Source organism: Alloscardovia theropitheci (assembly GCF_004332295.1).
In the GTDB taxonomy this organism is placed as follows: Bacteria; Actinomycetota; Actinomycetes; order Actinomycetales; family Bifidobacteriaceae; genus Alloscardovia; species Alloscardovia theropitheci.
The window spans coordinates 73,647-85,454 of record NZ_RXLP01000025.1 but is presented as its reverse complement, the minus strand read 5'-3'; the positions used below and the strand labels follow the sequence as shown (position 1 = coordinate 85,454).

At 44.4% G+C, this 11,808-nt stretch carries 10 protein-coding genes and 2 tRNA genes; 6 read left to right on the top strand and 6 right to left on the bottom strand.

The genetic code is table 11. The features are described 5' to 3' along the window. Nucleotides 1-128 precede the first annotated feature (128 nt). Nucleotides 129-1,460, bottom strand: coding sequence for a nicotinate phosphoribosyltransferase (locus EJ419_RS06570; protein ID WP_131284855.1), 1,332 nt, complete (start codon nt 1,458-1,460; stop codon nt 129-131). A gap of 157 nt (nt 1,461-1,617) precedes the next feature. Beyond that, entirely contained in the window at nt 1,618-2,289 is a 672-nt protein-coding gene (locus EJ419_RS06565; RefSeq protein ID WP_131284853.1) for a Pr6Pr family membrane protein, read from the bottom strand. A gap of 521 nt (nt 2,290-2,810) precedes the next feature. On the opposite strand from EJ419_RS06565, the gene rph reads away from it, so the two are divergent. Next, nucleotides 2,811-3,572: a ribonuclease PH gene (rph, locus tag EJ419_RS06560; protein WP_131284851.1), complete on the top strand. Its 762-nt coding sequence runs from the start codon at nt 2,811-2,813 to the stop codon at nt 3,570-3,572. 68 nt (nt 3,573-3,640) lie between these two features. After that, on the top strand, nt 3,641-4,276 hold the full coding sequence (gene rdgB, locus EJ419_RS06555) for an RdgB/HAM1 family non-canonical purine NTP pyrophosphatase (RefSeq protein WP_131284849.1): 636 nt from the start codon (nt 3,641-3,643) through the stop codon (nt 4,274-4,276). Between the two features lie 129 nt (nt 4,277-4,405). On the opposite strand, the gene EJ419_RS06550 is transcribed toward rdgB, so the two are convergent. From EJ419_RS06550 to EJ419_RS06540, 3 genes are all read right to left on the bottom strand, one after another. Then, nucleotides 4,406-5,044: an SDR family oxidoreductase gene (locus tag EJ419_RS06550; RefSeq protein WP_131284847.1), complete on the bottom strand. Its 639-nt coding sequence runs from the start codon at nt 5,042-5,044 to the stop codon at nt 4,406-4,408. A 363-nt stretch (nt 5,045-5,407) separates the two neighbouring features. Then, nucleotides 5,408-5,488: transfer RNA gene (locus EJ419_RS06545), tRNA-Leu, on the bottom strand. 35 nt (nt 5,489-5,523) lie between these two features. Beyond that, a tRNA-Thr gene (locus EJ419_RS06540) sits at nt 5,524-5,596 on the bottom strand. A 284-nt stretch (nt 5,597-5,880) separates the two neighbouring features. On the opposite strand from EJ419_RS06540, the gene EJ419_RS06535 reads away from it, so the two are divergent. The 3 genes from EJ419_RS06535 to EJ419_RS06525 are packed head-to-tail and all read left to right on the top strand — an operon-like array spanning nt 5,881 to nt 8,664. Continuing rightward, nucleotides 5,881-6,996 carry an ABC transporter ATP-binding protein gene (locus EJ419_RS06535; protein ID WP_131284845.1) on the top strand — a complete coding sequence of 372 codons (1,116 nt, stop codon included), beginning with the start codon at nt 5,881-5,883 and terminating at the stop codon, nt 6,994-6,996. Then, complete coding sequence (locus tag EJ419_RS06530) at nt 6,989-7,852, top strand: ABC transporter permease (protein WP_240680366.1); 864 nt, start codon at nt 6,989-6,991, stop codon at nt 7,850-7,852. Before EJ419_RS06535 ends, EJ419_RS06530 begins: the two co-directional genes overlap by 8 nt. Then, the gene (locus EJ419_RS06525) at nt 7,849-8,664 is read left to right on the top strand and encodes an ABC transporter permease (RefSeq protein ID WP_131284843.1); all 816 of its coding nucleotides are present in this window, start codon (nt 7,849-7,851) and stop codon (nt 8,662-8,664) included. Before EJ419_RS06530 ends, EJ419_RS06525 begins: the two co-directional genes overlap by 4 nt. Before the next feature lie 21 nt (nt 8,665-8,685). On the opposite strand, the gene EJ419_RS06520 is transcribed toward EJ419_RS06525, so the two are convergent. Next, a complete protein-coding gene (locus tag EJ419_RS06520; protein WP_131284841.1) occupies nt 8,686-9,267 on the bottom strand; it encodes an NAD(P)H-dependent oxidoreductase in 582 nt (193 codons plus the stop codon). A 120-nt stretch (nt 9,268-9,387) separates the two neighbouring features. On the opposite strand from EJ419_RS06520, the gene pgi reads away from it, so the two are divergent. Further along, on the top strand, nt 9,388-11,082 hold the full coding sequence (gene pgi, locus EJ419_RS06515; protein ID WP_131284839.1) for a glucose-6-phosphate isomerase: 1,695 nt from the start codon (nt 9,388-9,390) through the stop codon (nt 11,080-11,082). The last annotated feature ends 726 nt before the right edge of the window (nt 11,083-11,808 follow it).

The following is an 11,808-nucleotide window of genomic DNA, read 5'->3' as shown; positions in this document are numbered from 1 at the left end:
GAGAAATCGTATTCAAGATTTCTCAGCCCACAACTTTATCTTTCAACTTTATCTTTCAACTTTATCTTTCAACTTTATCTTTTCTATCTTTTAGCAAACTTCGTTTTTATAGTTGAATCAAGCCTCGATTAGTTGAGAGTAACGACTTCAGTAGGAATCGCAGGCTCTCCATCGCTGAGAGAGAGCGCATTAACAGGAAGTTCACGTAATGCTTCGTTATGATAATCACGAGCGGCGAAGAGCGCTTCGCGCGTCATTAGTGATTCATCAATAGTTCCGTGATCTATCGCAATGATGCTTAAATCTTTAACCTCTTCATATTCGCTCTGAGATGCTGCCCAATCGTTGATCTTATCAGCCGGACCAGCAAGTACTAGCTCACCCTGAGCTAAACCATATTCGTATACACGAAGACCGCGTTTACGCCAACCGTCAGTTGATTTTCCGAAGCTCTTCTTCGAAACTGGGTGCATATGCCCATCGGCGCCTTCGCGTTCGACGAGCTTATACACCATAGAAGTAGTTGGATGTCCTGATCCAGTAACAAGTCGGGTACCAACACCATAAGAATCCACAGGTGCAGTGGCAAGCGCCGCGATTGCGTATTCGTCTAAATCATTTGTCACCGTAATCTTTGTATTTTTTGCTCCGAGTGCATCAAGCTGATGGCGAGCCTTCTGCGCCATGGAAGCTAAGTCACCTGAATCAATGCGGATCCCACCCAACTCAGAACCAGCAACTTCTACTGCCGTGCGAATTGCTTCTTCCACATTGTAGGTATCAGTAAGAAGTGTCGTACCAGTCCCAAGAGCCTGGACTTGAGATTCGAAAGCATCGCGCTCGCTGTCGTGGACAAGAGTAAATGCGTGAGCAGCTGTTCCGATGCAAGGGATGCCGTAACGTTTAGCTGCTGCTAAGTTCGCAGTGCTGACGAAGCCACCAACAACGGCGCTTCGGCTTGCACTAATAGCTGCCTCTTCATGAGCTCGGCGTCCACCCATGTCAGCGCATGGACGAGATCCAGCCGCAGACGTTATGCGAGAAGCTGCGGAAGCAATCGCGCAATCATAATTGAGAACGCTCAAAATAACAGTTTCAAGCAGAGTACATTCTGCAAAAGTTCCCTCAACTTGCAGAACTGGCGAATTTGCAAAAAACATTTCACCTTCGCGATATGCCCGGATAGTGCCGGAGAAATGATAATTTTCTAGCCAATTAATCGTGTCAGTGGAAACTATATGATTATCGCGCAAGAATGCTAAATCCTCGTCTGAGGGCTTGAAATTCTTGATGTATTCGAGTATGCGTCCTAAACCAGCCACGACACCATAACGGCGACCCGAAGGCAAGTGGCGTGTGAAGACTTCAAACACACACTGGCGATGAGCTGTACCATCTCTTAGGGCAGCGTCCACCATAGTGTATTCGTACATATCAGTTAGTAAAGCTGCGGTAGACATATCTTCCTCTATCCGTTGTAATCGGCTATTCTTATGCGTTTTATGCTTGATAAGCATGCGGTGACAATGAGACGGCTATAAAAGAAGAGCTCATCTTTCGATAAAGCTCTTCAGTAGTGCCAAACTCGTTCATCAATTCATAGACGAGCAGATGCCGTTAACGAATTCGTTTGAAACGTGCTGCTCGAGGAGACGAACCAGTAAGAACCGTACGCGCTGGCAATGCTTTATCAACTACTACTATGATAAGTGCAAGTACGAAGAAAATGGCCAGATAGATGACACAGTTGAGCGCGAACTGCTGGATTCCAAGTTTCGCGAGGTCAATAAAACCGTATGGGTATGGGTTGCCGCCCGCAGCTGGACCAACTCCATGGAAAACAAGCGCGCGGATAACAACAAAAGCAAGATAAATTGGGAAATAAATGAGCCATGTCAGCGCATCAACCCATTTAAAACGACGATGCTCATCAAAAAGAACAAAATCAATAGCCGCACAAATCGGTACAAGAATATGCGCGAGAAGATTTGAAGGAATGCCAAAAATTCGGAAAACCGCTGCTGGGTCGTCTGGAGGAAGAACTATCCATGCCACAAGACCGGTAATAATAATGTTGAGCGTGACCATGCCCTTAAGCCAAGCTGGTGGCTGTACTCCGCGAAGAAGCCCCGCTAATCCAGCCCAAATGAAAAGAAACGCGATAAGAAGATTTGTTTGATATGTAAAATATACCAAATTTTGGGTATCGCCGTAGAACCAAGCTCGGCATGTTCCAGCAAGCGCCATAGCTGCTACGGCGAAACGGAAAAGTGATACAAGAATAGTCATAAATACAACTGTATATGAAGTCTTCTACGAAGCCTTTTACGTTGATGATGGGATAGCGAAAAGATAGGAGTGGAAATTGAAAAGAGGTTATAGAATTCTGTGAAAGTCTACGAATAATCGGGAAATCTTTTGTAAAGATGAGAAATTTGAGTGGCGTGTGAAAGAGAATGTGAATGAAGAGCGGTGTTTGCGGCGGATTCGAGTGTAGGGTAAGCGGTGAACGGTTGATGATGAACGGTTGATGGTGAACGTTTAATAGTGAAGACGAGGAAGGAACAGCACTCCATAATTTTTTGCAGGTTTGGTCAAAAGAGCCAGTCAATTTCGCTGTGATAGATGCGAAAGACGAACCAGTCTGCAAAAATTGATCGGATTTCAAATTCTGATATATGAACGCCTAATATATACGATATATAACGTCCGTGAGGTAACGCCTGTTGAGTAACATCCATAGAGTAACGTCCATAGAGTGGTGAGCAGCTGGGATGTTAAAGCGGTAGAGCGTTGAGTAGGATAGACATATGGTTCAAATTAAAGATTTACTGAAAACTGGTCAAGTGGTACGTGCAGATGGTCGTCAAGTAGATGAAATTCGTCCTGTAACGATTGAAAGAAATTGGACAGATGCTCCTGAAGGTTCCGTGCTCATTCAATGTGGCAATACCCGTGTGCTGTGCACGGCAACTTTCACCCCAGGGGTGCCTCGCTGGCGTCGCGATTCTGGACTTGGCTGGGTGACAGCAGAGTACTCTATGCTTCCTCGTGCGACATCTGAGCGAACTGATCGCGAATCAATTCGCGGAAAAGTAGGTGGGCGTACCCACGAAATTAGCCGACTTATTGGTCGTGTTTTGCGCGGTGTGGTCGATATGAAGGCACTGGGGGAGAATCAAATTCAGATTGATTGCGATGTACTTCAGGCTGATGGCGGTACTCGTACAACATCGATTACGGGTGCTTACGTTGCGCTCGCTGATGCTATCGAGTGGGCTAAGAAGAAAGGTTACGTTGCAGAAAACAAGAAGGTTATCAAGGATCAGGTTTCTGCTATTTCTGTAGGTGTAATTGATGGTACGCCAATGCTTGATTTGCCATACATTGAGGATTCGCATGCGCAGACCGATATGAATGTGGCGATGACTGGATCAGGCGCTTTTATTGAAATTCAAGGAACTGCAGAAGGTGCTCCATATACTCGCGAAACATTGAACGAACTTCTTGATTTGGCCGAAAAGGGAAATCGAGAGCTCCAGGAGCTTCAGCGTAAGGCTTTGGCTGAGTAATAGGCGAGTAAGTACCTATAAATTTAACCTGAAAAATTAGCTAGTTCAAGAAGATATAGGAATAAGAAATGAGTCAACGTGTTGTAGTTGCAACCCATAATGCCGGTAAAGTTCGTGAGATTGCGCGAATTATCGGGGAAGTAGTAGGCGCAGACGATTTTGAATTCGTGACATCGAGTGAACTTAATCTACCTGATCCAGTAGAAGATGGAACGACATTCCAGGAGAATGCTTTGTTAAAGGCTCGCGATGCAGCTTTTCGAACAGGGCTTCCGGCGATGGCTGATGATTCCGGTCTTATTGTAGATGTCATGGGTATGGCGCCAGGAATTTTATCTGCAAGATGGGCGGGTAAACATGGTGATGATCAAGCTAATAATTCATTGCTTTTAGCTCAGCTCAGTGATATTCCAGATAAGGCGCGCGGGGCGCGATTCCGATGCGCAGCAGCACTGGTCATTCCAGCTGGGCTTATCGGCGGAAATGATGATTTTGAAGTCGTCGAAATTCGTGACATGGAGGGCGTTATTCTTCGTGAGCCACGTGGTACGAATGGTTTCGGCTACGATCCGCTCTTTGTGCCTAATGATCAGGAGGGAACGCTAACTTCCGCTGAAATGAGCGCTCAAGAAAAGAATGCGATTTCTCACCGAGGTAAGGCGCTTCGAGCTCTCGCACCTTACTTTGAAAAAATAGCGAACTAGAGAGTCTATAACGCAACAACACATGAAGAAGGTCGATATTTTCCATCAGGAATATCGACCTTCATCTTGTTTGGGTCTGGATTTACGCCGTAAGATTGGCGGCTAATTAGCTTAAGAGTTAATAAAGAGCTATAGAGTTTCAAGCGCTTGACTAATTGGTGTCTGCCCATCGCCCATAGGGATAACTTTTCCAATAGTATTATCATGGTCAAGAATTTCTGCAAGAGTTGCAGCTACGTTTGGAATTGTATTCGATAACGCTTCTTGTACGCCGACTTGAATAAGTCCTGTACCCGATTCAGCCTCTACAAGTGCACCTGGTTGAAGGATCGTATAGTCTAAGCCTGAATTATTAATAAGCCATTCGTCAGCAAAGAACTTAGCAATCTGATAATTGAGCAAAGATGCCAAACGAGGGTCATCCCACTGTTCAGGTTCAGTTGCGAAAATGGCAGATAACTGAATGAATCGCTTAATTCCTGCACGCTCAGCCGCCTGCTGAAGTTTAACTGAGCCGAATGCATCAATCTGCAAAAGATTCTTTCCGCGAGAGCCTGCTACGAAATAAATAGCATCTGATCCAGCAATTTTTTGCGCAATTTGCTCGACTGGTGCTGTTAAATCAAACTGAACTATATCTACGTTCGAGTTGATCTCAAAATTTTCAGGATTGCGCACTCCTGCAGTTACTGAATGGCCACGGTTAGTGAGCTCAGTAATGAGAGTTTTGCCGACTCGGCCATTTGCTCCGACGATAAATACTTTCATAATTCTTCCTTAAAACTCAAAAATGTATGAATTCTGTTAGTTCAATGGTAAATGTTTGCTCTTAAAAATTGTGCAATTTTAGCAGTAGGTGAAGCCTGGAAAGTACTTAAAAAATACTGTAAATATGGTCGTATTTTGGGACATATTTTGCGACGTATATTGTGACATGTTGGGACATATGTAATGACACATGTTGTGGATATAGGCGAACGTATGCTGGGATGATTTTGACAGATGAACCCTAGGTTCGTCGTATTTTTTGCATATTCGGTCGCTTTTGAGACTGGCGAACGGCAAAAAAGAGGTAAAAGTAGTCGAAAATGCAAAAAATTGGGCGGGAAAAGTATCTCAGGACAAAAAATGTGCGCGAGAAGGGACTTGAACCCTCACTCCAGTGGAACAGGAACCTAAATCCTGCGCGTCTACCAATTCCGCCACTCGCGCGTGAGTATGTCGTCGCCGACGTTGCAAGAAAGAAGAGCCACCTGCCGGAATCGGACCGGCGACCTTCTCATTACGAGTGAGACGCTCTACCAACTGAGCTAAGGTGGCGATACAGTTTCACGTGAAACCGTACAGATAAAAAATACTAGCATACGGCTATGAAATCGCAAGATGTATGTAGATGAGTGTCGTGATTTCATACGCTGTTGAATGATCACATCATTGAGGAAATATTTGTGGTGATATGCGAATAATGACAAGAATCGCCGGAATCTTGTTTTTTCGTATGGGGGGGTAGAACAGTTAGCGGTAAGTAATACACGGCTGAAAGAATCAAAGAGGATAGAGGATTTTGGTCATGCAATTCAATCGTTCTAGATGAAAGAAGTACAATGAACGATGATACGGAAGCGCTAGCTTTGTACAGAAGCGGTCGCGAGGGCAATCTTTATAATGGCAATAATGAAGCGCAAGATAATGGCGACAGTGTCGTCCATCAGCTTGAACTCAACAACGTAGTTCGCTCGTACAAAGTCCGCGAAAACGGGAAAAGGACAAGCAGAACTATTCTGCACAATATCAATCTTCATATTGATAGCGGTGAGATACTTTGCTTAGTTGGTCCTAATGGAGCTGGAAAGACTACGACATGTAAAATTGCTGGAACTCTTCTGACTCCGGATAGTGGTGATGTGCGAATTGCCGGAATTGATGCAGTTCGTGATCCTCTTCGCGCTCGCTCTCACATGTCACTCTTGCTGGGCGGAGAAAGTGGTTTCTATCGTTCAGTAAGTGCTATTGATAATTTGCGTTATTTTGCAGATTTGGCGGGAGTTTCGTATAAGGACCGAGAAGCACGTATAGCGCAAGCGCTTGATCGTGTTGGACTTTCTGAAGTTAGCAAAGATAAGGTTCAAACTTTCTCACGTGGTATGTGGCAACGACTGCACATAGCTAGAGCAATGGTGGCTCAATCTGACGTGCTTCTTTTAGATGAGCCAACTACGGGATTGGATCCAGAGAATTCACGAAATGTACGTTCACTCGTTCAAGAACTTCGCTCTCAAGGTGTAGCTATTTTGCTGACAACGCATGAAATGAGTGAAGCAGAAAAGCTTGCTGATAGTGTCGCAATTATCAATGATGGTGAAATTATTGCGCGTGGATCTGTGTCTCAGTTAGCTCAAAGTCAGAACATTGACCACGTGAGTGCATATTCCTACGAGGGTGAAGAACTACCAGATGAGATGATCGACCAGATTCGTGCGCTTGATGGTGTCATGTGGTGTGAAGCTTTCGAATCACACGGTGTATGGAATGTGACTGTTATGTGGAATACGCCATATGAAGTGCAGGAGAAACTGGCGCTACCTCAAGGATTACATATGCTTGGAAATCGTTCTGCAAGTCTGGAAGAAACGTATTTGGCGATACTGGAAAATGTTCATGCTACCAGCGGGACGCAAAATATTGATGAATTGAGTGAAGTCGAGGCGAGCAATGAGTAAGGAAAGGGGCGCGGTAGACTCAGTTAATCCAGTAAACTCACTAAATACGAACGTTCTCAGTAGTAGAGCGGGTGTTGTTCATCAACGTATTTCGTCGATTGGTCCATGCTTGCGTGGAACGTGGTTTCAACTCAGAAGCCTTGCGCAGACAACTTTTTTCATTCAAAATGCTTTGCTGACCCCAGTTTGTTTTGCGTTGATGAAAATAGTAGCGTATGTAGCATTGGGCGAAAATGTTGCATTATTTGCTCACGATATGTGGATTGATGCTGCTATAGCAGGTTTATGGTCATCTACAGTGACAGCAACGGGAATCATTGGCTATCAAAGGTATATGGGCACGCTTCAGTACTTGGCAGCAAGTGTAGTGTCTCCATCAGCAGTATTCTTCCCGATAGTGGCATCTGCTGCGCTGCTTGGAGTATTAGGTATTCCAGCTGCTCTTGCAACTGTGGCAATTTTTGCTTTCACCTCGTTATCTATAAGTGTGTTCAATATAATCGGCTATGCCTTAGCTATGCTTGCGTGTGTTGCTTCAGCTGCATTTCTCGCTGGATTCTTCGTATTTTTCAGTAAAGCAACAGCATACGAACCACTTATACTTATTCCCGTATGGATGCTGTGCGGCATTGTGACACCTATTAGTAATTTGCCACTTCCTATACAAGTTGTGGCATTTATTCATCCTCTCACCTCAGCCGTTTGGGTGGCACATGCTACGACTGTGAATACTGGCATGATAGGGATGGTTTTTCTTAGCTTAGGGCTGTCATGTGTGCTTCTTTGTGTGGCGAGTTACATGCTTAAAAGAGCTCTTCATATGGCAATCAAGGAAGGCAGCTTGGATATACTATGAGTATTTTTCATCGTTTTTATAGCGGCGCTAAGGTGACTATTTCGAGTTTGCCAAGTTTGAGTTCTCTTGATACTGCCATTATGCAAATGTTTGTAGAGCCATTACTGTCTACATTCCTCTATCTTCTTTTATCAGGAATGATTGGAATGCATCTGTCCGGATCTGGCCAATCTGACCAAACTCTACTCCAAGCTACGCTTGCAGCTGTACTCGGCTCATGTAGTTTAGCTACTAGTTTGGTGGTATCTGAGGCGCTGGCGTGGGATAAGTTTGAAGGGACAACACGTTTTGTGCTTCTTGCTTCGAGATCTGCATGGCCAGTGTGGTGTGGTCGCGTGTGCGCGCTCATTGGTGTGAATCTTGTGAGCAACTTCGTAACGTTGTTCGTTACGTTAGTTCTCGTTGACGCAAAAAGTCTCGTCATAATCAACTGGGGGGAGTTAATTGTTCTTCTTATCGTAACGATTATTGCTTCGACTGGCTTTGGTCTCACCATTGCAGCGCTCGGTATGCTATTGAGTGATATCTATACGGTTCCTAATTTTCTATCAGCTCTTTTGCCTATTATTGGCGGAGTTATTGCTCCTGTTACGGTATTTCCTCAGATAGTTCAACGCATAATTGGAATTATCCCATTAACACATATAACGCAAGCGGCAAGAGCATTTTCTGATCATTGTGCTGCATGGCAAACTGAAAGCACTGTAGCTCTCATAGTTGGCGTTATATGGTTTATCGTAGGACTGTTGGTATGGCAAGTAAGCGTATATCTTCAACGCAAGAGGGGAACGCTGACGAATCTAGGAATCTAATGGTTATCTAAAACGTAAAAACTATAGTGAGCGTGCGAATTCTTCGATTTTTTTGAGGAATTTCGCGCGCTTTTCTAATGATGATTTACGCATAAAACTCAGCTGATGATGCTTGATGGTTGTGATACCGCTCATTTGCTTAAGAACTTGTCGCTGTAAAACTTTTTCGTAATCCTGCTGGAAGAGATTGACAAATAGTTTAGGAGTATCGTGAGTAGTTATTAGCCACGCTTTCTTTCCCTTAAGTAAGCCTTGAGGAAGCAGACCCTTATATTTGTATGCGAAGCCGCTCACAAAGATACGATCGATGAATCCTTTGAGAAGAGCAGGCATGCCAGCCCACCAGATAGGGAAAATAAATACGAGCAAATCACTATCGGTAATAAGCTGTCGGTAGCGTGCAGTTTCAGGATCTTGAGCAAGATCTCTGCGGCGATGATTTTCATCAAACCGTAAAACCGGGTCAAAATTTTCCTTATACAAATCGAGCAAAGTCACGTCATGATTGTGGGTATTATTCGCGAATCCGCGTTGAACAGCTTCCAAGACAGCGTGATTGTATCCAGAATCGTTCGGATAAGTGTAAATAACTGTGATTTTCATGCGTAACTCTCCTGAATCGTGTAGGCGAATCGAGGCAATATTACTGCTGTCCGTTTCGCCTACTATCGTTATACATCAGTACGACAAGGACGTACGCGATTTGGTATGAAAGGACTGGCAATGGCCATCAATCCACCTATTGATGCAACACAGACACCAGCATGGGCTGCATTGCAAAATCACTTTAATCAGTTGCAGGCTGAAGGAATTAACCTTCGTCAATGGTTCGCACAGGATGCAAACCGTACTGCAAGCTTGAGTTTCGATGCCGGCGATTTGCATTTCGATTTGTCTAAGAACCTCATCAAGCCTGAAACTTTGCAGCTTTTTGCTGCTTTGGCTAAGGATGTCAAGCTCGACGAGCGCATCCAGCAGCAGTATTCTGGTGTACACATTAATAACACTGAAGATCGTGCAGTTCTTCATACTGCTCTTCGTCGTCCAGCTTCTGACGAAGGTAAGTATATCGTTGACGGTCAGGATGTTGTTAAGGATGTACGTGAAGTTCTTGACCGCATTTATGCATTCGCTAACAAGGTTCGCTCCGGTGAGTGGACTGGCGTAACTGGTAAGAAGATTGATACCGTTGTAAACATTGGTATCGGTGGCTCTGATCTGGGTCCGGTCATGGTTTACGAAGCTCTTAAGGCTTACCGTGATTCCGGTATTTCTGCTCGTTATGTATCAAACATTGACCCTAATGATATGGCTGAAAAGCTCAAGGGAATCGATTCAGAGACGACTCTCTTCATCGTTGTTTCTAAGACTTTCACAACTCTCGAAACTTTGACAAATGCACGTTCCGCACGTACATGGTTGCTCGAGAATTTGAAGGCAAACGGTGCAATTGACGGTTCTGACGAGAAGAACGCTGAAGCTGTAGCAAAGCACTTCATTGCTGTTTCTACTGCTCTCGATAAGGTTGCTGAATTCGGTATTGATCCAAATAATGCATTCGGCTTCTGGAACTGGGTTGGCGGTCGCTACTCAGTAGATTCCGCTGTTGGTACTTCTATCGCTATCGTTTATGGTCCAGAACGTTTCGAAGACTTCCTCCGCGGTTTCCACGCAATCGATGAGTACTTCGCAACCACTCCAATTGAGCGCAACGTTGTAGCTCTTATGGGCTTGATGAACGTATGGTATGTCAACTTCTTCGGAGCACATTCCCACGCTGTTCTTCCATACAACCAGTACTTGAACCGCTTCCCAGCATATTTGCAGCAGCTTACTATGGAGTCCAACGGTAAGTCTGTGCGCTGGGATGGCACACCTGTGACTACTCAGACTGGTGAAATCTTCTGGGGCGAGCCAGGAACAAATGGTCAGCATGCGTTCTACCAGCTCATCCATCAGGGAACTCGTCTGATCCCAGCTGACTTCATTGCATTTGTTAATACTCCAAATCCTACAAAGGATGGTTCTCAGGACGTTCACGAGCTCTTCCTTGCTAACTTCTTGGCTCAGACCAAGGCTTTGGCATTTGGTAAGACTGCGGAAGAAGTTCGCGCAGAAGGAACGCCTGAAGCAATCGTTCCAGCACGTGTATTCACTGGAAACCGTCCAACGACTTCCATCTTTGGTGACACTTTGTCTCCATTTGCTGTTGGTGAGCTCATTGCTTTGTACGAGCACATTACTCTCGTAGAAGGTACCGTATGGGGTCTCGACTCCTACGATCAGTGGGGTGTGGAATTGGGTAAGGTTCTCGCAAAGCAGATCGCTCCTGCAATTTCTCAGGATGATGCTGCTTTGGCTCAGCAGGATCAGTCCACTCAGTCTCTTATCAACTTCTATCGCGCACATCGCCACTAGGAGTAATTGCTAGCTACTTGTTACTAGCGTTGGGGTAACGTTTACTTCACAAGTGAAAAGCGCCTGTGAAGTAAATTTCCAGCATGAGTTAGGCTCGTTCTCTTTATATGGGTTAAAGAGAACGAGCCTAACTCATGCTTATACATATTTTTGAGCAAATACTCCGGTCTGTATGGTGAATTCACGGCAATTTTTTGCACGTTGTACCAAACACAGACTCGTTAAGAATAAGCGATATTGGTATATACTGTTCGCCGTATCTGGCCGACTTAAACTTCCGTCCCAAATTGTTGTAATATATACGAAAATAAGGGGACTCCTTTAATACGTGCCTCGTATAGATGGCGTTTTTACAACCACAGAAATTTACGAAAATAATATATTGTCGATTCTGCAAAAAATATATTTAGTTTGATATAAGAAGAGTATTAGAAAGAGCAATACATGCAATACGCTGCCTTTACGCAGTGCGTTAAGGGCATACCAATAGATTGCTTATAGTGCATAAGTCGATTCATAAGTTGGTTCATAAGTTGTGGGGAGATTAATGAGTCACGATAGTCGCGAAAGACACGAATAGACACGGTAAACTTGTATTAGTCCACCAAATACCGTATAGTTTTCTTCAGTTCGCTTATTGTATAGCGAAATTTCAACGTAGAACTTTTCCCTCATGAAATCGTTATGATGTCACGTGAGGAATGTTTTTTACATACGAAAGGTCAC